Raw genomic sequence first — 22,697 nt, forward strand, 5'->3', positions numbered from 1 at the left:
CTCAGCCGGCGGCGGGGCTCCCGGACGGCGAGGGCGAGGGACTGGGCGACGGCGACGAGCAGACCTTCCTCGGGACCGTGATCCGCACCACCGAGCCGTCCGGCTTGAGCGTGCCGGCGGCCGGGGACTGCGCGGAGACCGGGCCGAGGCACTCACCCGTGCCCGGGCGGCTGACCGCGGGCTTGAACCCGAGCTTGGCCAGCCGCGCGACCGCCGCGTTCTCGGTCAGTCCGGTGACCAGCGGAACCTTCACCTGGCCCGTCGTGTCGCTCGGCGAGGGCGAGGGCGACGGGGAGCGGCTGGGCGACGGACTCGGCGAGGGGCTCGGCTTGCGGCTCGGGCTGCGCGAGACGTGCACGGGCAGGCTGGGCGTGATCGCCCTGCTCACCCGCGGGGTGGGCTTCGTCACGGTGGGACTCGGCGACTCGGGATCGCCCACGGACAGCGGCGGCGCGGGGGTGGTGGGCGTGACCCCCGACCCCGCGGACGCCATGTTGATGCCCGCCACGGCGAGTCCCGCCACGACGGCGACACCCGCGACCCCGGCCGCGATCGCCCCGCCGCGTCGCCTGCGCGGGCGGGCGGCCGCCGCCCTGCGCGCCGTACGGGAGCCGGGCTGCGGCGGGGTGGCCACCGTGGGGGCCTGGAGGCCCGTGCCGTCATTCCAGGCGTCCCTCGTGACCCGGTAGGTGTGACCGGTGGCCGGGGGACCCGCGTCGCCGGCGGTCGGCAGGTAGGCCTGCTCCGGATAGGGCTCGGAGAACGCCTGCTCGGCCCGCGCGCCCAGGTCGAGCGCGGCCGCCATCCCCGCCCGCCCGTACGCCGCGGAGGTGCCGGTGTCGGGGGACGCCCCGGCGGGGAGGATCGACTGACGGGCGGCCTGGTGCATGGCGGCGGCGGACGGCCAGCGGCGCGCCGGGTTCTTCGACATGGCCCGCTCGACGACCGCTCGGACCGCGGGCGGCACGTCGGCCGGCAGGGGCGGCGGCTCCTCGCGGATGTGCTTGAGCGCGATCGTCACCGGGGTGTCGCCGTCGAACGGCCGATGCCCGGCGAGGCACTCGTAGGCCACGACGCCGAGGGCGTAGATGTCGACGGCGGGGGTGACCGGGGCTCCCTCGGCCTGCTCCGGCGCGCAGTAGGCCGCCGTGCCGAGGACCATGCCCGCGTCGGTGAGGCGGCTGTTGGCGTCGGCCCGGGCGATGCCGAAGTCGGTCAGGACGAGCGTGCCGTCCGGGCGGACGAGCAGGTTGCCCGGCTTGATGTCGCGGTGCACGATCCCCCGGTCGTGCACGGCCTGGAGCGCCGAGGCCGCCTGGGCGATGAGCTCCATCGCGGGCTCGGGGCCGATGCGGCCGAGCCGCGCCAGCAGGCGGTCGAGCGGCTCCCCGTCGACGAACCGCATGACGAGGTAGGCGGTGGGCCCGTCGCCGGGGACGTCGGTGACGCCGTAGTCGTACACGTCGACCACGCCGGGGTGGTTGATGGTCGCCATCGCCCGCGCCTCCCCCTGGAAGCGGACGGCGAAGCCCGGGTCGTCGAGACGGCCGGGGAGCAGCACCTTGACGGCGACGGTGCGCGCGAGGACCGTGTCCTCACCCCGCCACACCTCGCCCATTCCCCCGGCGCCGAGCCGGGCGTCCAGCTGGTAGCGCCCAGCCAGGGTCGTCCCTCGCGCCACCATATGCGCCCCGTACCCCCTAAGTCACTCCAACCCCCGAAGGTGTCCCAAGAAAGCAGGTTTGTGTCGCGGGAAGATAACGACAGGGTCACGAAAGCCTGAAGGGGAGCGCGCTCCCCCAGCTCTTGGGGGTCGGATGTCGAGCCTATCTGTTACCCGTCCGTAGTGCCGTGCTGAGAGCAGGTGGCCGACCAGCTCCGCGGGGTCACCTGGACGACCATGCGGCGACGGCAGCTCGGACAGTACCGCGGCGGCTCCATCGTCCTGGCGGCGCGGCAGGCCGCGTGATCACCGTCGTCGGCCGGCAGGCCGCAGTGATCGCAGTAGAGGTCCACAATGCATCACCCTAGCCGGTGCGCGCCCGCGGAACCCGTGAAAACGGCCCCTGGCCGTCCCCGCGGGCCGCGGACGGATGAGCCGGCGAACCATGGACCGGCGAGCGGGAAAGCCGCGGACGGGCGAGCCGGCAAGCCTCGCGGGGGCGAGCCAATAGGCTGGCGCGCATGAGTCTCGCTCCCGGCCTGCGCGCCGAGGTCCTGATCATGGTCGAGCGGGGGGACACCGCCATCCGGGTGGGCAGCGGGGACGTCCCGGTCCTCGGCACACCGCGCCTGCTGGCCTTCGCCGAGGCGACGACGGTCAAGGCGGTGCAGCACCATCTGGAGCCCGGCCAGACCACCGTGGGCACGAAGATCCAGCTCGACCATCTGCGGCCGAGCCCGGTGGGCATGCACGTCGAGATCGTCACCGAGCTGACCGAGGTGGACGGCAGGCGGCTGGTGTTCTCCGTGACGGCCGTGGACAAGACGGGAGCCGTCGTCGCCACCGGCACAATCGAGCGCGTGGTCGTCGACCGGGAGCGCTTCCTGTCCCGTCTCTGACGCCGCGCCCGGGTGATCGCCCCTCGGCCCTGCCCAGCCCGGAGACCGCCCCTCGGCCCTGCCCGGACACCGCCCGGCACCGCCACACCGGCGCCGGGGGTGAGCGGCGTCCGGGATCGGCCGCGCTACTCGATGACGGCGATGAGGTCGCCCTCCTGGACGACGTCGCCCTCCGCCACCTTGAGCTGGGCCACCCTGCCGGCGTCCTCGGCGATGACGGGGATCTCCATCTTCATCGACTCGAGGATGACGAGCGTGTCGCCCTCCTCGACGGCGTCACCCTCCGCCACGACGATCTTCCACACGTTCGCCACCATCTCGGCGCGTACCTCGGGCACCGCGGAACTCCCATCTATAGGTCCAGCAGGTCGGGCTCATCTCATACGGGAGACGAGCCCGGTGTCGTAGTCCCCGCTCACGAAGTCGGGGTGGTCCAGCAGTTCGGCGCAGAACGGCAGGTTGTTCTTGGGCCCCTCCACGCGGAACGCGGCGACCGCCTCCCGCCCGCGGGCCAGGGCCTCCTCCCGCGTCTCTCCGTACACGCAGAGCTTGGCCATGAGCGGGTCGTAGAACGGCGTGACCGTGTTGCCCGCCGTGTAGCCGGAGTCGACGCGGATCCCCTCGCCGGACGGCTCCTCCCACACGTCGATCTTGCCGGGGCCGGGCAGGAACCGCTTCGGGTCCTCGGCGTACACCCGGAACTCGATGGCGTGGCCGCGCGGCCGGACCTCCAGGCCGTACACCTCCCCGGCGGCGACGCGGATCTGGTGCTCCACGAGGTCGAGCCCGGTGACCAGCTCGCTGACGGGGTGCTCCACCTGGAGGCGGGTGTTCATCTCCAGGAACACGAAGTCCTGCGCGTCGGCGTCGACCAGGCACTCGACGGTGCCGGCACCGCGGTAGGCCACCGCCTCCCCCGCCCGCACGGCCGCGGCCAGCATGCGCTCGCGCAGCTCAGGGGTGAGGCCGGGGGACGGGCTCTCCTCGACGACCTTCTGGTGCCGCCGCTGGACCGAGCAGTCGCGCTCGCCCAGCGCCACGACCGTGCCGTCGGCCAGGCCGAGGATCTGCACCTCGACGTGGCGTGCCCGCTCGATGTACCGCTCCAGCAGGATGGCCGGCCCGGCGCCCGAGCCGCCGAAGCGGGCGGCCGCGCGGGACGCCTGCTCGAACGCCTTGGCGAGCGAGGCGTCGTCGCGGGCGACCCCCATGCCGATGCCGCCGCCGCCTCCGGCCGCCTTGACCATGACGGGGTAGCCGATCTCCCGTGCGGCGCGCGCGGCGGCGTCGAGGTCGGACACCGGCTCCCTGGTGCCGGCGGCGACCGGGACCCCGGCCTCCTCCATCAGGTTGCGCGCGTTGATCTTGTCGCCCATCCGCTCGATCGCGCCGGGGTCGGGGCCGATCCAGACGAGGCCGGCGTCGACGACCGCGCGGGCGAACGCCGCGTTCTCCGACAGGAAGCCGTACCCGGGGTGGATCGCCCGCGCGCCGGTGGCCCGGGCGGCCTCGATGACCTTGGCGGTGTCGAGGTAGCTCTGGGCGGGGGCGGCCGGGCCGAGCAGGACGGCGTCGTCGGCCTCGGTCACGAACGGCAGGTCGGCGTCCGCCTCGGAATGGACGGCGACGGCGCGCAGCCCCATGCCCTTGACCGTGCGGATGACGCGGCGGGCGATTTCCCCGCGGTTGGCGACGAGAACTGAGTCGAGCACGCAGCCAACTCTAGGGTGATCCCCCGGCCCGGCCCCCCGCCCGTTTCCGACTGAACACGAAGGGCGAATCTGTAGGGTCGCCACAACATCGCGGCGTCCGGCGTGCCGTTGAAGGCCGTCCGGTGCGACGTCTGCTACAAGTGCGTGACATCCGTGTCGCCGGTGTGACGGGGGGCGCTCACAGGCGGGTCACGAGCACGAGCCGGTCGACGACGCGGGCCATCGCCTCGACGACCGCCGGGTCGTACTCGGTGCCGCCGGCCAGCCGGAGCCGTTCCAGCGCCGCGGCGGCCCTGTCCCGGTCGGTCGACCCGCTGATCAGGTCGTCGTACGCGTTGGCGGCCTTGATGATCCTGCTGGCGGCGGGGGGACCCTCGGCGACCGTGTCGCACTGCCGCCGGACGATCTCGGCGACGGCGTGGAGGACCCCGGTCTTGCGGATCACCTCGGCCCCCAGCTCGGCGATGCGGCGGGCCTGGGCGGGGTCGGCGAGCACGGTGGCCCCGCCGGGGATCGGGTCGCGCAGGGAGAGCTGGCCGATGTCGTGCATGAGCGCCGCGTACTCCAGCTCCAGCAACTGGGGCTCCGACATGCCGAGCTCCCGCCCGATGGCGAGGGAGAGCTGGCTGACCCGGCGGGAGTGGCCGGGCTCGACGTAGCCGCCGACCTCGGTGACCCTGCTCAGCGCCCGGACGGTCTGCAGGTAGGTCGCCCGGATCCCCGCGTACTTGCGGAAGGCCACCTGCGTGACCAGCAGCGGCGCGGCGAACGCCGGCAGCGCGGTCATGTCCATGCTGTGCGAGGCGAGCGCGAGCAGCATGCCGGAGGCCGCGACGGCCGCGCCGAGGGGCGCGCCCATCCGGATCTCGTCCCGCAACGCGACACCGAACGCGGTCCTGACCTGCTCGGCCCGCAGCATGGCCGCGATGACGACGTCCGCCGTCAGCATGACCGTGACGAGCACGGCCATCACGCCCAGGGCGAGCCACCAGTCGCCGTGCTCCCCCGGCCGGTCGCGGGCGCTCTCGAACAGGCTGTGCGCGAACGGCCGGTACGCGAAGGCGAGCAGCGACCCGGCGAGCAGCCGCCGGGCCATGGCGTCGAGACGCGGCGGGCGCCCGACCGCGACGTGCGGCAGGCCGCCCGCGATCATCCCGACCGCCATCACGGCGACGACCTGGAGCGCCGAGTGTCTGGCCTCGGCGCCCCCGACGTCGAGCAGCAGCGCGTATCCCAGCGCGGCGGCCGTGGACACCGGGGCGACCTCGCGGTTGCCCGGCATGGTCAGCCGGGCGAGCTCCCCGGCCGCGATGAGCGCGCCGAAGCCGACCGCCACGCGCGGCGCCTCGAGGCCCACGGCGGCCGTGTGCGAGATGGCCGCGACCGTGAGCATGCCGGCGGCGCAGATCAGCAGGAGCTGGCCCGAGTCGAGGCCCTGGGACGGCCGCACGGCGGCCAGCCGGCGTTCCCTCACCGCTCGGACACCACCTGGATCGGGGCCGTCGGGTCGTCGTGGTCCTTCATCGTCGTCTCGACCGGCAGGTCGCCGGGCGGGACGGGCACGGTCTCCGGCGGGTGCCAGCCGTCCCGGCCGAGCGCCTTGACGAACGCGCTCACCATGAGCGGGTCGAACTGCGTCCCGGCGTTCTTCTGCAGCTCCGCCACCGCGAACTCGATCGTCTTCGCCTTCCGGTACGACCGGTCGGAGGTCATCGAGTCGAAGGCGTCGGCCACCGCGATGATCCGCGCGAACTCCGGGATCTCCGGGCCGGCCAGGCCCATCGGGTAGCCCTTGCCGTCGTGCCGCTCGTGGTGGTGCATGATCCCGGCGTACGCCTCGTCGAGGAAGTCGATCCCGCGCACGATCTCCAGGCCGCGCATCGGGTGCAGCTGGATCGCGGCGTACTCCTCCTCGGTGAGCCTGCCCTCCTTCTGCAGGACCTTGGTGGGCACGCCGAGCTTGCCCACGTCGTGCAGCATGCCGGCGTACCGGATGGCCCGCAGGCGCTCGGTGCCCATGCCGATCTCCTCACCGATCATGGACGAGGCGGCCGAGACCCGCGTGCAGTGGCCGCGCGTGTAGTAGTCCTTCGTCTCCACCGCCTGGCAGAGCGCCGCGATCGTCGCGTCGTACGACCGCTGCTCGGCGTGGTAGTGGCCGAGCGCCCACCGGGCCACGAACAGCGGCAGCAGCACGAGCACCGTCGAGATCGACTCCACCGTGGACCACAGCGCGGCGATCAGCAGGCCGAAGATCGCGTAACCGACGTACGACGCGAGGAACTGCGCCACCGAGCGCAGCGACACCTGGTCCCTGCCGACGACCGCGGCGAGGTTCAGCATGATGGCGGTCAGCACGAAGTTGATGGCCACGAACGCCGCCGTGGCGGCCGCGTACGGCACGAGGATGCCGGGGAAGTCGGACACGTGCGGCAGGCCGAGCGTGCCGCCCGCCCGCTCGTAGGCCCAGCCCGCGGCGTAGCCGCAGATGGCGTACTGGCCGCCGTTGAACAGGCGCTTCACGAGCGGGAGCCCGGGGCGGACGCTGAACACGGCGGTCAGGCCGACGAGCGCGGCCCCCTCGGGCCCCACCAGCACGACGGCCGCCAGGGCGGCGGAGTAGCTGACCGAGACCGCGACCTGCGGGACGTTCAGCAGGGTCGGGACCGACTCGCAGAGCAGGAAGAGGAGGGCGAGCACCAGCAGCGTGGACCAGTCGACGCCGGTGAGGGCGGGCGGCATGAGGGTGCCGCGCGCGAGCAGGAGACCGGCGGTCCCCACGAGTGCGACGAAGTAGACCTTGGCAGGCCACGGCAGTTCCCGCAAAGCGGCCACCTTGGGTGAGGAAGGAGAACCGCGGACCCGCCGGCGCCCGGCGGGCCCACGGACATGACCTAGGTCCAGGAGATCCCCGGCGTACCGGCGAGCACGCCCCCGAGGGCGATCACCGGAGTGAGCAGCGTCAGCGCCACCAGCAGCCTGACGACGGTCTTCCCGAGCATTGCGCCGCCTCCACGTCGATTCGCCCTTCAGGCTACAGAAGGCCGCATCGCCGGTCAGGTGTGTCGCGCCTTCGCGGCCAAACCGTAATCAAGCCATCACAGCGCGTGCAATTGCACTGGTTTGCCGGGGGATGCCGGGACGCGTCAGCGGGCCTCCCGCGCCCACTCCACGGTGGCCTTCAGGCCGGACGCGAGATCGGTGCGGGGGCGCCAGCCGAGCCCCTCCAGCGCGGGGGCGGGGTCGACGGCCATGGCCGGCAGGTCGCCGAGCCGGGGCGACTCGGAGCGGGGCTCGTCGCGGGCGCCGGCGGCGGCCGCGACGAGCGAGTGGAGTTCGCGGTCGGTCGTCTGGACCCCGGTGCCGAGGTTGAACCGGCGGCCGTCTCCGCCGGGGCCGCAGGCGCGGGCGAAGGCGTCGACCACGTCCTCCACGAAGATGTAGTCGCGGGTCTGCGCGCCCTCGCCGTACACGACGGTCGGGCGGCCGGTCAGCAGGGCGTCGGTGAAGATGGCGACCACTCCGGCCTCGCCCTCGGGCGACTGACGCGGCCCGTAGACGTTCGACAGCACGAGCGTCGTGTACTCGAGGCCGTGCAGCGCCCGGTAGGTGGCGAGGTACAGCTCGCCGGCCAGCTTCGAGGCGGCGTACGGCGAGCGGGGGTCGGTGGCGGCGTCGCCGGGGACCGGGATGACGGCCGGCCTGCCGTAGACGGCGACGGAGGAGGCGTAGACGACCTTGCGGGCGCCGGCCCGGCGGGCGGCCTCCAGGACGTTGACGGTGCCCTCGACGTTCGTGCGGGCGTCCGCCAGGGGGTCGGCGACGCTCCTTCGGACGCTGATCTGGGCCGCGAGGTGGCAGATCGCCTCGGGGCGCCACCGCTCGGCGAGGCCGGCGAGCGCGGGGTCCCGGACGTCCATCACGTGCAGGGCGGCGCCGTCGTTGCGGTTGTGACCCGACGACAGGTCGTCCACCACGGCGACCTCGTGGCCGTCCGCCAGCAGACGGTCGACCAGGTTCGACCCGATGAAACCCGCTCCACCCGTGACCAGTACCCGCATGTCCCGCCCTTCCCAGCGATGTAAGGGCAGATCCTAGTGGGGCGGCTACTCGGTCAGCTCGGCGCGGACCTGTTCGATGCGGAACAGGACGCGGGCCCGGAGGTCCTCAGGAATCGGGTCGCAGCCGCAGTGCTTGGCCACGAGCCGCTTGACGGCCTCCTCAAGGCCGTACTCCTCGAGACAGGGCCCGCACTCGTCGAGGTGCTTGCGGATCTCCGCGCACCGGCCGCTGTCGAGCTCGCCGTCCAGATAGGTGTAGACGCGGTCCAGGACCTCGCTACACGGCGTGTCGTGGTGTCTCCCGCAGCTCATGACCCCTCCTCACCGGGCGACTCGTCGAGGCCTCCGCCGCGGGAGTCCGGCCGCACGAGTCCGCGGTCGCGTGCGTAGTCCTGGAGTTGGTTCCGCAGCTGCCGGCGTCCCCTGTGGAGGCGCGACATGACGGTCCCGATCGGAGTGCCCATGATCTCGGCGATCTCCTTGTACGGGAAGCCCTCCACGTCGGCCAGGTAGACGGCGATGCGGAACTCCTCCGGAAGAGCGGCGAGCGCATCCTTCACGTCGCTGTCGGGAAGGTGCTCGAGCGCCTCGATCTCGGCGGACTTCAGCCCGCTCGAGGTGTGCGACTCGGCCCGTGCGAGCTGCCAGTCCTCGATCTCCTCGGTACCGGCCTGCTTGGGCTCCCGCTGCTTCTTCCGGTAGCTGTTGATGAAGGTGTTGGTGAGGATGCGGTAGAGCCAGGCCTTCAGGTTCGTTCCCGCCTGGAACTGGTGGAACGACGCGAAAGCCTTGGCGAAGGTCTCCTGCAGGAGGTCCTCCGCGTCGGCTGCGTTACGGGTCATCCGGAGCGCGGCCGAGTAGAGCTGGTCGAGATACGGCATGACGTCGCGCTCGAACCGCTCGCTGCGCTGCTCCAGAGTCTCCTCGACTGTCTTGGAGACCGGACCCACCCCCTTCGGAACGCCGTACCCAGCCGAGGATACCGGGCCGGGGGCAGCGAACCCGTCGAGGGCTTCTGGCAGCACCAACGTCTTCACGCACATCTGCAACAGGGCGGGCGTAGAGTCTGTTCCCGGTGCAGTTTCAGGTGACGAACGACCCTGCGCGGGGAAAAAACCATGCACCGGCTGGTAGCCCGGAAACCGTGTTTTCGCTATCTCATGCGATCTTCCGAGATAGCCAGAGTCCAGGAGCCGCTCGTGCTGCCCATTCCGGCCAACGAACTCAACGGCTCGGGCACGCTCGGGCCGTACTGGACCTTCTACCACGCGGTCGTCGCCGAGCAGTTGCGCCAGTGGCTCCCCAGGCGCCCGTCCCTCCTGCTGGACCTGTCGGGCGGGCGCGGGCGCTGGCCGGCGCAGGCGGCCCGCGCCGGGCACCGGGTGATCGAGGTCATGGACTTCCGCCGGCCGGCCGACCCCTGGCTGCGCGACGCCTCCGACCGCATCCAGAAGGTGCGCGCCGACGACCTCGGGTTCCTGCCGGACGGCTCGGTGGACGGCGTCATCGCCGAGGAACGCGCGCTGTCCGTGGAGATCATGGCCGAGTCGGTGATCGACGACGTGGCCCGCGTGCTGAAGCCGGGCGGCCGGGCACTGCTGTGCGTCGACTCGCTGGTCCTCGGGATGGCGATCCTGGCCGAGCAGAACTACTGGGCGCACCTGTGCCAGACCGGCGAGGTCATGCTCATCCCCTGGCCGGACGGCAGCATCACGCGGTGCTTCACCAGCCAGCAGGTGCGCGAGCTGGTCACCGGCGCCGGGCTGGAGGTGGACTGGATCCGCCCCCGGACCGTCCTGTCCCCCTCCACCGTCGACCACGTGCTCAGCTCGGAGAGCCGGTCGCTGTCGTGGCTCGTGCGGACCGAGCTGGAGACGCGGGCCGACGGCGACGACACGGTGGGCATCCACCTCGTGGCCGGCGTGCGCAAGCCGGTGTGAACGCCGTCGCGGCGGCCCCGCCGCACCTCTACCTGCGCCGCTCCACGCGTGCCTGGCACTGCACGCAGCGGGCCGCCTCGGGGCGGGCCTCCAGCCTGCCCTCCGGGACCGGCCTGCCACAGTCGACGCACTGGCCGTAGCCCCCGTCGTCGAGCCGTTTGAGCGCCGCGAGCACGGCCGTCCGCTGCCGCTTCGCGGCGTCGATCATCGCCTGGGTCCTGTCGGCGTCGGTGAGATCGGCGCCCGCGTCCGCGGCGGACCTGTCCTGAAGGGCGACCGGATCCCCCCGGAGCACGCCGATGGACCGGTCGAGCTCATGGAGCATGGTTTCCAGGCGCATACGCGCGGTCGCGTCGTCCACGAATCCGCACCTCCGGGAGTGGGGGGCACCCGCCGAGGAGCCCCGGCCTCCTGGCAGGTCAGCAGCCGTTCACGGGGCGTGAACCGCTTTGTTCACCGGATGCCCACTTCGCGACCTACTTACACCATTGGACTTTCACGAGGAGGACGCCGCGGCCTCTCCCTCGTCCTCGATCGGCTCGATCAGTTCGGGGCCGTTGTTGCGCACGTCGTTCACCGTGGTGGACACGGGGTAGACCGCGAGGCGGTCCGGTCCGGCGGGCACCAGGAGCCGCGCGGGGTCGGAGACCCGGGGGTCGAGCCACTCGGCCCAGTGGTCGCGCTCGATCATCATCGGCATGCGGTCGTGGATGCGGCCCAGCTTGTCCTCGGCCGTGGTGGTGATGACCGTGCACGTGCACAACCACTTGAGCGGGTCGTCGTCGTCGCGGGTCGGGTCCTTCCAGAACTCGTACAGCCCGGCCATCGCGAGCACGCCGCCGTCGGCCGGGTGGATGAAGTAGGGCTGCTTCTTCCTGGACTCCAGCGTCATCCACTCGTAGTAGCCGTCGGCGGGCAGCAGGCAGCGACGCGACGCGAACGCCCGGCGGTAGGCCGGCTTCTCGCCGACCGTCTCCACCCGCGCGTTGATCATGCGTGAGCCCACGGACGGGTCCTTGGCCCAGCTCGGCACCAGGCCCCACCGCACCGTGCGCAGTTGCCGCACCGGCCTGCCGGCCGCCTTCCCGTCCTCGTTCTTCGGGACGCGGCACATCACGGCGTAGACGTTCTTGGTGGGGGCGACGTTGTAGTCGGGCCGGAGCTCGGAGTCGGGGACGCCGTCCAGCTCCACCTCGAACTCCTCCAGCAACTCCTGCTTCTTGCGCGCTGACGCGTACCTCCCGCACATGTCCTCAAGACTGCCATTTCCCCGCGGCCCGCGCGCCCCCGCGATCGGGACGCCCTCCGGGAAGGGGCTGCCGATAAGCTTGCGGGCATGGCCTCTCCGCAGTCCGCGTCCGGCGGCGCCGAGCCCCGTGACGCCCACGCAGACGGTTCCGCCGGCGTCGCGCACTGGCCCGCGCCGGTCGCGCCCGGACCGGTCCGCGCGACCGTCCGGCTGCCGGGATCGAAGTCGGTGACCAACCGCGCGCTGCTGCTCGCCGCGCTGGCCGACGCCCCCGGCGCCGTACGGCTGGCCCTGCGCAGCCGCGACGCCGACCTCATGGCCTCCGCCCTGCGCGCGCTCGGCGCGGAGATGGCGCCCTCGAACGAGACGCCGTCCGGGGTGGACTGGGCGGTCACGCCCCACCCGGTCAGGGGCGGCGCGTCGGTCGACGTCGGCCTCGCCGGCACGGTCATGCGGTTCGTGCCGCCGGTCGCCGCGCTCGCCGACGGGCCGGTGTCCTTCGACGGCGACGCCCACGCGCGCAAGCGGCCGATGGGCCCGATCCTGGGCGCGCTGCGCGCGCTCGGCGCGTCGGTCGACAACGACGCGCTGCCGTTCACGATCCGCGGCCCGGTCGCCGGCGGCGAGGTGGAGCTCGACGCCTCGGTCTCCTCGCAGATGATCTCCGGTCTCCTGCTCGCGGCCGCGCGCTTCGAGAAGGGCGTGACCGTACGGCACAGCGGGCCGCCCGTGCCGTCGATGCCGCACATCGAGATGACCGTGCACATGCTCCGCCAGGCCGGGGTCGAGGTCGACGACTCCGAGGCCGACGTGTGGCGGGTGCAGCCGGGGACGATCCGGGCCCGGGACGTCACGGTCGAGCCCGACCTGTCCAACGCCGCCCCCTTCCTGGCGGCCGCGCTCGTCACCGGGGGGACGGTCGTCGTCCCCGACTGGCCCGAGGAGACGACGCAGGGCGGCGACCAGCTGCGCCACCTGCTCGCCGAGATGGGAGCGTCGGTCACCCGGGTGCCCGAAGGGCTGCGGGTGACGGGCGCCGGCCGGGTGCGCGGCATCGAGGCCGACCTGCGCGACGTCAGCGAGCTGACCCCGACCGTCGCGGCGCTCGCCGCGCTGGCCGACGGGCCGTCGCGGATCAGCGGCGTCGCGCACATCCGGGGGCACGAGACCGACCGCATCACGGCGCTGGCCACCGAGATCAACCGTCTGGGCGGGGACGCCTCCGAGACCGACGACGGCCTCGTGATCCGTCCGCGGCCTCTGTCGGGCGGGGTGTTCCACAGCTACGCCGACCACCGGATGGCCACCGCGGGCGCCGTCATCGGCCTCGTCGTGCCGGGCGTCGAGGTGGAGGACATCGCGACCACGGGCAAGACCCTGCCGGAGTTCCCCCGCATGTGGGCCGAGATGCTGGGCAGCACCGGGTGACGGACGGCCGCCCGGTGGACCCGACGGCGATCCGCGCGCGGGCGCGCGCGGGCGGCCGCGCGAGACGATCGGGGCGCGGGCACTGAGAAAGCGGCAGTACGACGAGGACGACGTCAGGGTCAGACCGGGCAAGGGGTCCCGGCCCCGGACGCGGATCCGCCCTGCCCACAGTGAGGCGGTCGAGGGGTTCGTCGTCGCCGTCGACCGCGGCCGGTACACCTGCCTGGTGGGGCGCGACGAGGTGGCCCTGCCGTCGTCGGGAGGCGGCGGCCGGCGCGGGCGGGACGCCGAGCCGGTCCTCGTCGTCGCCATGAAGGCGCGCGAGCTGGGCCGCAAGGGCATCGTGGTCGGCGACCGGGTGGCGCTCGTCGGCGACGTGTCCGGACAGCCCGACACGCTGGCGCGGATCGTGCGGGTCGAGGAGCGCACCTCGATGCTGCGGCGCAGCGCGGACGACAACGACGAGGTCGAGCGGCCGGTCGTCGCCAACGCGCACCAGCTCGTCATCGTCACCGCGCTCGCCGATCCCCCGCCGCGGCCCCGGATGATCGACCGCCTGCTGGTCGCGGCCTTCGACGCCGACATCGAGTCGCTGCTGTGCCTCACCAAGTCGGACCTCGCGCCGGCGGACGAGCTGGTCGCCTTCTACGCGCCGCTCGGGGTGCCGTACCTCGTGGTGAGCAAGGGCGGCCCGCTGGACGAGCTGCGCGAGCGCCTGACCGGCCGGATCAGCGTCCTGGTCGGCCATTCCGGGGTCGGCAAGTCGACCCTGGTGAACGCCCTCGTGCCCAACGCGGGGCGGGCGGTGTCGCACGTCAACGCGGTGACGGGCCGGGGCAGGCACACCTCGACCTCGGCCGTGGCGCTGAGGCTGCCCGAGGGCGGCTGGATCATCGACACGCCGGGGGTGCGCAGCTTCGGACTGGGCCACGTGGCGGTGGAGAACGTGCTCGTGGCCTTCCCCGACCTCAACGAGGCCGCGGTCGCCTGCCCGAAGGGCTGCACACATCTGGGCGACGACTGCGCCCTCGACCGATTCGTGGCCGAGGGGCACGCCGACCCCGCGCGGCTGGAGTCGCTGCGGCGGCTGCTGACCAGCCGCGAGGGGTCCGACGACGACTGACCCGGCTCAGCGGATGGGCCGCAGGGTCCAGGAGACGACGACCTCCGAGACGACGACGCCGGCGGAGTCGCGCACCGCGACCTCCACCTCGAACTCGGGACGCCTCCCCTCGTCGAGCTCCGCGACGATCGCGGCGCGCTCGCCCCGCAGGACCGCCTCGGCCGTCACCTCGCCCCTGGCCAGCTTGACGTAGCGGATGCGGGCCTCGGTCGCGAGCGGCACGGCCCGGGAGAGCTGGTCGCCGAGCGCCGACAGCATGGCCGCCCCGGAGGCCGACTCGGCCAGCGAGAACAGAGCCCCGGCGTGCGGTCCGCCCACGTGGTTGTGCAGGTCCTCCCGGTCGGGCATGCGCGCGACGGCCGTACCGGAGTCGATTGAGTCGAACGAGATCCCGAGCAGCCGCGCGAAGGGCACGCTGCCGAGCATGAAGGCGCCGATGTCCATGCCCGGATGTTACCGATCGGTACGGTCGCGGGCGATCCGGGCCTGATGCCGGAGGGGCCCGGCGCGATACCTTGGGGCCTGTGATGGGATACAGCGACGATCTGCGGCTCGCTCACGTGATGGCGGACGCCGCCGACGACATCACGATGCGCCGGTTCAAGGCCGTGGACCTGAAGGTCGACACCAAGCCCGATCTCACCCCGGTGAGCGACGCCGACCGGGCCGTCGAGGAGGCCATCCGCGGCACCCTGCGCCGCGCCCGCCCCCGCGACGCGATCATGGGCGAGGAGTACGGCATGACCGGGTACGGGATGCGGTCCTGGATCGTCGACCCCATCGACGGCACCAAGAACTACGTCCGCGGCGTCCCCGTCTGGGCGACGCTGATCGCCCTCATGGAACGCGGCAAGGTGGTCGTCGGCGTCGTGTCGGCTCCCGCGCTCGGACGCCGCTGGTGGGCCGCGAAGGAGGGCGGCGCCTGGACCGGCCGCAGCCTGACCAAGGCCAGCCGCTGCCAGGTGTCGTCCGTCGGCCGGCTCGGCGACGCGTCCCTGTCGTACTCCGACCTGGAGGAGTGGGAGAAGGGCGACCGGCTCGACGGCTTCGTCGACCTCACCCGGGCGGTCTGGCGCAGCCGCGGCTACGGCGACTTCTGGTCCCACGTTCTGGTGGCCGAGGGCGCCGTCGACATCTCCGCCGAGCCCGAGCTGTCCCCCTGGGACATGGCCGCCCTCACCGTCATCGTCGAGGAGGCGGGGGGCGCCTGCACCGCGCTCGACGGCACGCCGCCCCTCGACGGCGGCAGCATCGTCTGCACGAACGGCCTGCTCCACGGCGAGGTGCTCAAGCACCTGGCCCGCCCCTGAACGGCCCTCAGAGCGCGAGGACCTCGGAGGCCGCGGTGAGGAGACTGCCCCGGTAGGCCTCGCCGTACAGGCAGACGTGGACGGCGAGCGGGTGCAGCTGGTGCAGCGGGACCCGCCCGCGCCAGCCGTCGGCGAGCGGCGCCGCCTCCCGGTAGGCCCCGAGGATCGTGTTCAGGTGCGGCGCGCCGAACAGCGCGAGCATCGCGAGGTCGGTCTCCCGGTGGCCGCCGTGCGCGGCCGGGTCGACCAGCACCACGCGGCCGCCCGACCACAGCAGGTTGCCGCTCCACAGGTCCCCGTGGATTCGGCTCGCCGGCTCAGGCGGCCCCGCGACCTCCGGCGCGTACGCGCACGCCTCCTCGACCAGGGCGACGTCGCCGGGCGACAGCGCGCCGCGGTCGCGGGCGAGCCGGACGAACGGCAGCACCCGGCGGGAGACGTAGAACGACGCCCAATCGGGCGCGGGGGCGTTGTCCATCGGCAGCTCGGCGATCGTCCCCGGCCACGGCGCCCCGAACTCCTTCGCCCCGGCGGCGTGCAGGGCGGCCAGCTCGCGCCCGAACCGCTCGGCGGCGTCCGCGGCGGCGCTCCCCGGGTCGATCCACTCCAGCACCAGCCGGTCGCCGTCCGCCTCGACGACCTCCGGGACGGCGACGGCCCCGGGCTCGGCGAGCCAGCGCAGCCCGGCCGCCTCCGCCGCGAAGTCGGCGCCCTGCTTCACGAACACTCTGCGGCCGTCGTCGAGCACGGCCTCGTGCAGGCTCCAGGCGTGGCTGCGGCCGAGGTCCCTAGTGATCCTCAAGGTGTTTCGCCAATCCCTCCGCGGCGGCCTCCACCATGCGGAGAACGTCGAGGAAGCCCTGCCGCCCACCGTAGTAGGGGTCGGGGACCTCGGCGCCCTCCGGCGCGGCCGGGTCGAAGGACCGGAACAGCCGCACGTCCGCGTCGGGGGGCGCGATGCGGCGGACGGCGCGCAGGTTCTCCCGGTCCATCACGAGGATCAGGTCGCGCTCGGCGAACCACTCCGGCTCGAACCGCCGCGCCCGGTGAGCCGAGCCGTCGTAGCCGTGCTCGGTCAGCGTCGCCAGCGCCCGCTCGTCCATCGGCTCCCCCGCGTGCCACCCGCCGGTGCCCGCGCTGTCGACCTCGACGTCAAGGCCGCGATCGGCCAGCGTACGGCGCAGAACGATCTCGGCCATCGGTGACCGGCAGATGTTCCCCATGCAGACCAGACATACGCGCTTCATGAACCAATCCTCCCCCATAAGCGTCGTGACCTGGCCGTTATCTGTCTCACGCCCCAACGAGAGTGACCGTGGCCGTTCACCACTCGTTCACCTTTACCAGGGTTTGAGGTCACCTTTGCTCCTTACTGTCCCTGCTGTTGAAGTGACATAGGGGAGGAACAACCGTGAAGTATGCAGGCCGGCTCGCCGCCGTTGCCGCCATCGCCGGCGTGCTGTCGCTCGCCGCATGCGGGACCGACAACAACAACGACCCGGGGAACAGCACCTCGACCGCCGCCGCCCAGGGAGACGACAGCGGCCTGAAGGGCACCATCAACGCCGCCGGTTCGTCGGCCCAGGCGAACGCCATCGCGGAGTGGAAGAAGAACTTCCAGTCGCAGAACCCCGGCGTCAGCGTCAACTACCAGCCGAGCGGCTCCGGCGCCGGCGTCCAGTCCTTCATCCAGGGCACCGTGGCCTTCGCCGGCTCCGACTCCGCCCTCGACGACGCCAAGGGCGAGCCCGCCCAGGCCGACGCCCGCTGCAAGACCGGCAAGGCGATCGACCTGCCCATGGTCACCGGGCCCGTCGCCGTCGTCTACAACCTGCCGGGCGTGGACGGCCTCCAGCTGTCGCCGAAGACCATCGGCGGCATCTTCAACAGCAAGATCACCAAGTGGGACGACCCGGCCATCAAGGCGGACAACCCCAACGCCAAGCTGCCCTCGACCGCGATCCAGGCGTTCCACCGCTCGGACGAGTCGGGCACCAGCGCCAACTTCACCAACTTCCTCAAGGCGACCGCCGAGTGGCCGTACGAGCCGGCCAAGGCGTGGCCGGCCGAGGCCCAGGGCCAGGGCGCCAAGGGCTCCGACGGCATCGCCTCGGCGATCAAGAGCACCGAGGGCGCGGTCAGCTACGTCGAGCTGTCCTTCGCCGAGAACTCGCAGCTCCAGAAGGCCAAGGTCGCCAACGGCTCCGGCGAGTTCGTCGAGCTCACCCCGGACAGCGCCGCCAAGACCGTCGAGGCCGCCCAGGTCGTCGGCACCGGCAACGACCTCAAGCTGAAGATCGACTACGCCACCCAGGCCGCGGGCGCCTACCCGATCGTCCTGGTGACCTACGAGATCACCTGTGAGAAGGGCCTGTCGGCCGACGACTCGAAGCTGGTGAAGTCGTTCCTGACCTACACCGCCAGCGACGAGGGCCAGCAGGCGCTGACCACCCTCGGCTACGCCCCGCTGCCGGCCAGCCTCCTCACCAAGGTCCGCACCGCCGTCGAGGCCATCTCCTAATCCAGATGGCGACATCACTCCACAGCAGGAAGAGCGGACCGGCCGTGCGCCGGTCCGCCTTCCGGCGCAGCCGCGGTGACGCGCCCTTCCGCTTCGTCTCGATCGCGGCCGGCGTCTTCCTGCTGGCGCTGATGGCCGCGATCGGGGTCTTCCTGGTCGTCAGGGCCGTCCCCGCCCTCCAGGCGAACACCTCCCACTTCCTGACCGAGCTGACCTGGCAGCCGAACTCCGCGAAGCCGGTGTTCGGCATCGGGGCCCTCGCGTTCGGAACGGTGGTGAGCTCGCTCCTCGCGCTCGTCATCGCCACCCCCGTGGCCGTGGGCGTCGCGCTGTTCATCTCCCACTACGCGCCCCGCCGGCTCGCCTCGGTCCTGGGTTACGTGGTCGACCTGCTCGCCGCCGTCCCCAGCGTGGTGTACGGCCTGTGGGGCGTCACGTTCCTGGTGCCGTTCATGCTGGGGCCCTCGTCGTTCCTGAACGAGTACTTCGGCTGGATCCCGCTGTTCGGCGGCGACCAGGTGGTGGGCAGGAACATGCTCACCGCGTCGCTCGTACTCGCGATCATGATCCTCCCGATCATCGCCGCGATCTCCCGTGAGGTCTTCCTGCAGGCCCCCAAGATGCAGGAGGAGGCCGCGCTGGCGCTCGGCGCGACCCGCTGGGAGATGATCCGGATGTCGGTGCTGCCGTTCGGCCGGCCCGGCGTCATCAGCGCCGCGATGCTGGGCCTCGGCCGCGCGATGGGCGAGACCATCGCGGTCGCCCTCATCTTCCCGGCGACGTTCAACATCACCCTGCGCATCCTCAGCCCGAACGGCAACAGCATCGCGGCCAACATCGCCAACGGCTTCGGCGAGGCGACCCCCATCGGCACCGGCGCGCTGATCGCCTCGGGTCTCGTCCTGTTCCTCATCACCCTGCTGGTGAACATGGGCGCCCGCTTCGTCATCGCCCGCCGCAAGGAGTACGCGAGGGCCGCCGCGTGACCGTACAGACCGGAATCCACTCCATCTCCGCCGCCAGGCGAGCCAAGGACAGATTCGTCCAGGTGCTCGTCTACCTGTCGTTCGCCCTGGCCGTCATCCCGCTGCTGTCCGTGCTGTGGCTCGTCGTCGGCAACGGTCTCAAGCGGTTCGACCTGACGTTCCTCACCCACTCGATGCGGAACATCGGGGCGACGGACCCCGGCGGCGGCGCCTACCACGCCATCGTCGGCACCCTGGAGCAGGTGCTGCTCGCCTCGCTCATCGCCGTGCCGATCGGCCTGCTCACCGCCGTCTACCTCGTCGAGTACGGCAACGGCGGCCGCCTGTCGCGGATCATCAGCTTCTTCGTGGACGTCATGACCGGCGTCCCCTCCGTCGTTTCCGGCCTGTTCATCCTGGCGTTCTGGATCCTCATCCTCGGCATGACGTACTCCGGCTTCGCCGGTGCGCTGGCGCTGTCGATCCTGATGATGCCGGTGGTCGTCCGGTCCGCGGAGGAGATGCTGCGCCTCGTCCCGCACGAGCTGCGCGAGGCGTCGTACGCGCTGGGCGTGCCCAAGTGGCGCACCATCGTCAAGGTCGTGCTGCCCACCGCGTTCACCGGCATCGTCACCGGCGTCATGCTCGCCGTCGCCCGCGTGGCCGGCGAGACCGCGCCGCTGCTCCTCACCGTCTTCATCACGGACTCCATCAACACCGACCCGTTCGACGGGCCGCAGATGGGTCTGCCTCTGTACGTCTTCGATCAGGCGCAGCGCCCGACGAACACCGCCATCGACCGCGCCTGGACCGGCGCCCTCACGCTGATCCTGATCGTCATGCTGCTCAACCTGGTGGCGCGCCTCATCGCGTGGTGGCGTTCGCCCGCCAAGAGGGGGTCCTAGACAATGGCCAAGCAGATCGAGGTCTCCGAGCTCGACGCCTACTACGGCTCGCACAAGGCCATCGAGGGCATCTCGATGACGATCGAGCCTCGCTCGGTCACCGCGTTCATCGGGCCCTCCGGCTGCGGCAAGTCCACGTTCCTGCGCACGCTCAACCGCATGCACGAGGTCATCCCCGGCGCCCGCGTCGAGGGCAAGGTACGGCTCGAGGACCAGGACCTCTACGGCCAGGACGTCGACCCCGTGTCGGTCCGCCGGACCATCGGCATGGTGTTCCAGCGGCCCAACCCGTTCCCCACGATGTCGATCTTCGACAACGTGGCGGCCGGGCTCCGGCTCAACGGCCGCTTCAGCCGGTCGGAGCTGGAGGGCGTCGTCGAGGACTCGCTCAAGGGCGCCAACCTCTGGAACGAGGTCAAGGACCGGCTCGGCAAGCCCGGCGCCGGCCTCTCCGGTGGTCAGCAGCAGCGCCTGTGCATCGCGCGGGCCATCGCCGTACAGCCGCAGGTCCTGCTGATGGACGAGCCCTGCTCGGCGCTCGACCCCATCTCCACGCTGGCGATCGAGGACCTGATCTCCAAGCTGAAGCAGGAGTACACGATCGTCATCGTGACTCACAACATGCAGCAGGCCGCCCGGGTCAGCGACAAGACCGCGTTCTTCAACCTGGCGGCCCAGGGTCAGCCCGGCAAGCTCGTCGAGATGGACGAGACCTCGAAGATCTTCACCAATCCTGCCGAGAAGGCGACCGAGGACTACATCACAGGGCGCTTCGGCTGACACGCGCATTGGAGGACACGGGTGACGGCACCCGCAGTGGAGGGGGACACTCGGTCGGCGCCCATGCTCCTGGTGGCCGATCCGGACGCCGGTCTCGTACGGCAACTCTCGGCCGCTCTGCAGGCCGAAGGGGTCGACGTGACCGGCGTCCCGGACGGCGCCCAGGCGCTGCTCCAGGCCGGAGCGCTCCGGCCCGACGCCGTGCTGATCAGCGCGTCCCTGCCGATCGTCGGCCCCGTCGACTTCGTCCGCGCCGTACGGCTCGCACGAACCGTGCCGGTGCTGCTCGGCATTGATTTCGGGAGTGATGCCGAGCAGGCCCTGCAGGCCCTGGAGGCGGGGGCGACCGCCTGCGTCGCCCGGCCGTACCGGGTGCCGGAGCTGCTGCCCCTGGTCCAGGCCGCCTTCCGCCGGCAGGACGCGAACCGCACCGTGCTGACCATCGGCGACGTCGAGCTCGACGTCACGGCGTACCAGGTGAAGGTCGGCGGGCGCGTCGTCCACCTGCCGCTGCGCGAGTTCGAGCTGCTGCACTACCTGATGCGCAACGCGGACAGGACCGTCACGCGCGAGCAGATCATGCGGAACGTGTGGCACTCGAGCGACGGCATGTCGACGAACACCATCGCGGTCCACGTGAAGCGGCTGCGGGCCAGGCTCGGCGACCTCGACGACACGGTGATCCAGACGGTTCGCGGGGTCGGGTACCGCCTCATCTCCGGCTGACCACCGGGACCGGGGATCGCTGATTCGGCCGGACGGGGCGGGCGTCCACAGTCAGCGGGCGCGTTCGGCCGGCGGGTGTCCACGGTCGGCGGGTGTCCACGGTCGGCGGCGTCAGGAGGAGCGTCAGCGGGTCCGGAGGACCTCCAGGCCGAGCCACCAGGCGAGGTCGTCGATCTCGCGGCCGATCTCCTCCGTCATCACCGCGGTGAAGGGCACATCCTCGTGAATCTCCTCGACCCGCAGCACCCCAGCCTTACGGTCCGCCCTCGCGTCGAGCTTCCCCACCAGCCGGTCGCCGTACAGGATCGGCAGCGCGAAGTACCCCCACCGGCGCTTCGCCGCGGGCTTGTACATCTCCAGCTGGTAGTCGAACTCGAAGAGCTCGACCGCGCGCCTGCGGTCATGGACCAGCCGGTCGAACGGCGACAGCAACGCCGCCCGGCCCTCGAACGGCAGGCCCAGCTGTGACGGATCGACGCGCCACGTGCCCTTGACTCCCTCGACGACCGCCGGCTCCCCGGCATCGCCCACGTCCGCAGGCTCGACAGGCAGCTCCTGCGTCCGGGCGCGGGCGATGCCCAGCGAGCGGAGCCTTCGCTCGTTCCGGATGCGCAGCGCCTCGCCGACCGGGACCACCGGGTCGTCGGGATAGACCCGCTCCGCCAGGTCCCACAACCGCTCACGGCCACTGCGGCCGGCGATGGCGACCTCACCCCGCAGCGCCATGAACTCCAGCAACTGCGTCACATTGCGGTCGTTCGTCCACCCAGTCGACGTCCACGGCACCGCACAGGTATCCGGCAGCTCCCGCGACGGCAACGGCCCTGACGCCCCGAGCCGTTCGAGAATGTCCAGGCGGCACGCCTCGTTGGCGCGCACCCAGTCCCGTCGATGTTCCTGCCACCCGGTCAGGGTGCCGGCCCCCGGCCACTCGGCCATCTGGCCGCGGTACAGCGCCATATCCTCCGCGGGCCGGATCAGCGCTTTGAACTCGATCAGCTCCCGCTTCTCCAGCGCCGTCGTCAGATCCGCCGGCCTGTACGAGGATCCGAGCCGGCTCCACGCCACCAGATCCACATTCGGCGCGACGGCCGCGGTCGGGTCGAGCTGCAACAGTGTCAGATGACGCACCACGTCGAGCAGCGCCGCCGGTCGCGAGCTGTCGAGCAACTGCGCGCGCACAGCGATCCGGCGCGCCTCGGTACGGGATAGCTCATGGACGGTCACCCCCCGAGGGTAGGCGACCGCTCATCCGTTCGAAAACGGTGCCCGGTCGTATGTTGAGCCGCGTCGTGCCGTGTCGCGTCCGCGGCCAGGTCTGGCGGGTGTACGGACGCGTGTTCGTTGTGCCGGTGGCGGTGCGGTGTTCGTTGTGCGAGCGGGTGTTCGTTGCGCCGGTGGCGGCGCGGTGTTCG

General features: G+C 72.0%; 25 protein-coding genes and 1 pseudogene. 10 read left to right on the forward strand and 16 right to left on the reverse strand.

The window, feature by feature from the left end:
* Position 1: 1 nt before the first annotated feature.
* From Mco01_RS35495 to bsaP, 3 genes and pseudogenes are all read right to left on the reverse strand, one after another.
* Entirely contained in the window at positions 2–1,684 is a 1,683-nt protein-coding gene (locus tag Mco01_RS35495) for a serine/threonine-protein kinase (protein ID WP_204061197.1), read from the reverse strand.
* Between the two features lie 149 nt (positions 1,685–1,833).
* Positions 1,834–1,890, reverse strand: a complete 57-nt coding sequence (locus Mco01_RS40545; RefSeq protein WP_504739638.1) for a hypothetical protein — start codon at positions 1,888–1,890, stop codon at positions 1,834–1,836.
* An 18-nt stretch (positions 1,891–1,908) separates the two neighbouring features.
* Positions 1,909–2,016 (reverse strand): annotated as a pseudogene (gene bsaP / locus Mco01_RS40550) (biotin synthase auxiliary protein BsaP); the annotation flags it as partial.
* A 168-nt stretch (positions 2,017–2,184) separates the two neighbouring features.
* Between bsaP and Mco01_RS35500 the strand changes: the two are divergent.
* On the forward strand, positions 2,185–2,562 hold the full coding sequence (locus tag Mco01_RS35500; RefSeq protein WP_239104161.1) for a thioesterase family protein: 378 nt from the start codon (positions 2,185–2,187) through the stop codon (positions 2,560–2,562).
* 125 nt (positions 2,563–2,687) lie between these two features.
* On the opposite strand, the gene Mco01_RS39480 is transcribed toward Mco01_RS35500, so the two are convergent.
* From Mco01_RS39480 to Mco01_RS35530, 7 genes are all read right to left on the reverse strand, one after another.
* Positions 2,688–2,900 (reverse strand): biotin/lipoyl-binding carrier protein, encoded by a 213-nt coding sequence (locus Mco01_RS39480; RefSeq protein ID WP_036331136.1) that lies wholly within the window; start codon positions 2,898–2,900, stop codon positions 2,688–2,690.
* 36 nt (positions 2,901–2,936) lie between these two features.
* Positions 2,937–4,274 carry an acetyl-CoA carboxylase biotin carboxylase subunit gene (locus Mco01_RS35505; RefSeq protein WP_239104162.1) on the reverse strand — a complete coding sequence of 446 codons (1,338 nt, stop codon included), beginning with the start codon at positions 4,272–4,274 and terminating at the stop codon, positions 2,937–2,939.
* Positions 4,275–4,452: 178 nt separating this feature from the next.
* The gene (locus Mco01_RS35510) at positions 4,453–5,667 is read right to left on the reverse strand and encodes an HD-GYP domain-containing protein (protein WP_204061216.1); all 1,215 of its coding nucleotides are present in this window, start codon (positions 5,665–5,667) and stop codon (positions 4,453–4,455) included.
* Between the two features lie 77 nt (positions 5,668–5,744).
* Complete coding sequence (locus Mco01_RS35515; protein ID WP_204061198.1) at positions 5,745–7,100, reverse strand: HD-GYP domain-containing protein; 1,356 nt, start codon at positions 7,098–7,100, stop codon at positions 5,745–5,747.
* A 320-nt stretch (positions 7,101–7,420) separates the two neighbouring features.
* Positions 7,421–8,335 (reverse strand): NAD-dependent epimerase/dehydratase family protein, encoded by a 915-nt coding sequence (locus tag Mco01_RS35520; RefSeq protein WP_204061199.1) that lies wholly within the window; start codon positions 8,333–8,335, stop codon positions 7,421–7,423.
* A 45-nt stretch (positions 8,336–8,380) separates the two neighbouring features.
* Positions 8,381–8,647 (reverse strand): mycothiol system anti-sigma-R factor, encoded by a 267-nt coding sequence (gene rsrA, locus Mco01_RS35525; RefSeq protein ID WP_204061200.1) that lies wholly within the window; start codon positions 8,645–8,647, stop codon positions 8,381–8,383.
* Positions 8,644–9,285, reverse strand: a complete 642-nt coding sequence (locus tag Mco01_RS35530; protein WP_084370151.1) for a sigma-70 family RNA polymerase sigma factor — start codon at positions 9,283–9,285, stop codon at positions 8,644–8,646. The genes rsrA and Mco01_RS35530 overlap by 4 nt, the downstream gene beginning before the upstream one ends.
* Positions 9,286–9,534: 249 nt before the next feature.
* Here Mco01_RS35530 and Mco01_RS35535 point away from each other — a divergent pair, with 249 nt between their 5' ends.
* A complete protein-coding gene (locus tag Mco01_RS35535) occupies positions 9,535–10,275 on the forward strand; it encodes a class I SAM-dependent methyltransferase (RefSeq protein WP_204061201.1) in 741 nt (246 codons plus the stop codon).
* A gap of 28 nt (positions 10,276–10,303) precedes the next feature.
* Here the strand turns inward: Mco01_RS35535 and Mco01_RS35540 are convergent, their stop codons facing one another.
* Positions 10,304–10,636: a TraR/DksA family transcriptional regulator gene (locus tag Mco01_RS35540; protein ID WP_204061202.1), complete on the reverse strand. Its 333-nt coding sequence runs from the start codon at positions 10,634–10,636 to the stop codon at positions 10,304–10,306.
* A 135-nt stretch (positions 10,637–10,771) separates the two neighbouring features.
* Positions 10,772–11,524: an SOS response-associated peptidase gene (locus Mco01_RS35545; RefSeq protein ID WP_204061203.1), complete on the reverse strand. Its 753-nt coding sequence runs from the start codon at positions 11,522–11,524 to the stop codon at positions 10,772–10,774.
* An 87-nt stretch (positions 11,525–11,611) separates the two neighbouring features.
* Here Mco01_RS35545 and aroA point away from each other — a divergent pair, with 87 nt between their 5' ends.
* Entirely contained in the window at positions 11,612–12,952 is a 1,341-nt protein-coding gene (aroA, locus tag Mco01_RS35550) for a 3-phosphoshikimate 1-carboxyvinyltransferase (RefSeq protein ID WP_204061204.1), read from the forward strand.
* An 82-nt stretch (positions 12,953–13,034) separates the two neighbouring features.
* A complete protein-coding gene (rsgA, locus tag Mco01_RS35555) occupies positions 13,035–14,075 on the forward strand; it encodes a ribosome small subunit-dependent GTPase A (protein ID WP_204061217.1) in 1,041 nt (346 codons plus the stop codon).
* Positions 14,076–14,081: 6 nt separating this feature from the next.
* Here the strand turns inward: rsgA and Mco01_RS35560 are convergent, their stop codons facing one another.
* Positions 14,082–14,519: a DUF4442 domain-containing protein gene (locus Mco01_RS35560; protein WP_204061205.1), complete on the reverse strand. Its 438-nt coding sequence runs from the start codon at positions 14,517–14,519 to the stop codon at positions 14,082–14,084.
* A gap of 83 nt (positions 14,520–14,602) precedes the next feature.
* Between Mco01_RS35560 and hisN the strand changes: the two genes are divergently transcribed.
* Positions 14,603–15,385: a histidinol-phosphatase gene (gene hisN, locus Mco01_RS35565; protein ID WP_372445021.1), complete on the forward strand. Its 783-nt coding sequence runs from the start codon at positions 14,603–14,605 to the stop codon at positions 15,383–15,385.
* Between the two features lie 7 nt (positions 15,386–15,392).
* Here the strand turns inward: hisN and Mco01_RS35570 are convergent, their stop codons facing one another.
* Both Mco01_RS35570 and Mco01_RS35575 read right to left on the reverse strand, forming a co-directional pair.
* Positions 15,393–16,187, reverse strand: coding sequence for a fructosamine kinase family protein (locus tag Mco01_RS35570; RefSeq protein ID WP_204061207.1), 795 nt, complete (start codon positions 16,185–16,187; stop codon positions 15,393–15,395).
* Positions 16,174–16,632 carry a low molecular weight protein-tyrosine-phosphatase gene (locus tag Mco01_RS35575; protein ID WP_239104163.1) on the reverse strand — a complete coding sequence of 153 codons (459 nt, stop codon included), beginning with the start codon at positions 16,630–16,632 and terminating at the stop codon, positions 16,174–16,176. The genes Mco01_RS35570 and Mco01_RS35575 overlap by 14 nt, the downstream gene beginning before the upstream one ends.
* 164 nt (positions 16,633–16,796) lie before the next feature.
* Here Mco01_RS35575 and pstS point away from each other — a divergent pair, with 164 nt between their 5' ends.
* Genes pstS through Mco01_RS35600 form a run of 5 tightly spaced genes read left to right on the forward strand, consistent with a single transcriptional unit; the run spans position 16,797 to position 21,282 of the window.
* The gene (pstS, locus tag Mco01_RS35580; RefSeq protein ID WP_204061208.1) at positions 16,797–17,906 is read left to right on the forward strand and encodes a phosphate ABC transporter substrate-binding protein PstS; all 1,110 of its coding nucleotides are present in this window, start codon (positions 16,797–16,799) and stop codon (positions 17,904–17,906) included.
* Between the two features lie 5 nt (positions 17,907–17,911).
* Positions 17,912–18,892 (forward strand): phosphate ABC transporter permease subunit PstC, encoded by a 981-nt coding sequence (pstC, locus tag Mco01_RS35585; protein ID WP_204061209.1) that lies wholly within the window; start codon positions 17,912–17,914, stop codon positions 18,890–18,892.
* Positions 18,889–19,776 (forward strand): phosphate ABC transporter permease PstA, encoded by an 888-nt coding sequence (pstA, locus tag Mco01_RS35590; RefSeq protein WP_204061210.1) that lies wholly within the window; start codon positions 18,889–18,891, stop codon positions 19,774–19,776. The genes pstC and pstA overlap by 4 nt, the downstream gene beginning before the upstream one ends.
* 3 nt (positions 19,777–19,779) lie before the next feature.
* Positions 19,780–20,556 carry a phosphate ABC transporter ATP-binding protein PstB gene (gene pstB / locus Mco01_RS35595; protein ID WP_036331110.1) on the forward strand — a complete coding sequence of 259 codons (777 nt, stop codon included), beginning with the start codon at positions 19,780–19,782 and terminating at the stop codon, positions 20,554–20,556.
* A gap of 21 nt (positions 20,557–20,577) precedes the next feature.
* Positions 20,578–21,282 (forward strand): response regulator transcription factor, encoded by a 705-nt coding sequence (locus Mco01_RS35600; protein ID WP_239104164.1) that lies wholly within the window; start codon positions 20,578–20,580, stop codon positions 21,280–21,282.
* 123 nt (positions 21,283–21,405) lie between these two features.
* On the opposite strand, the gene Mco01_RS35605 is transcribed toward Mco01_RS35600, so the two are convergent.
* Positions 21,406–22,509, reverse strand: coding sequence for a DNA glycosylase AlkZ-like family protein (locus tag Mco01_RS35605; protein WP_204061211.1), 1,104 nt, complete (start codon positions 22,507–22,509; stop codon positions 21,406–21,408).
* Between the last annotated feature and the right edge of the window lie 188 nt (positions 22,510–22,697).

Origin of the sequence: Microbispora corallina (assembly GCF_016863035.1) — a bacterium.
Lineage (GTDB): Bacteria > Actinomycetota > Actinomycetes > Streptosporangiales > Streptosporangiaceae > Microbispora > Microbispora corallina.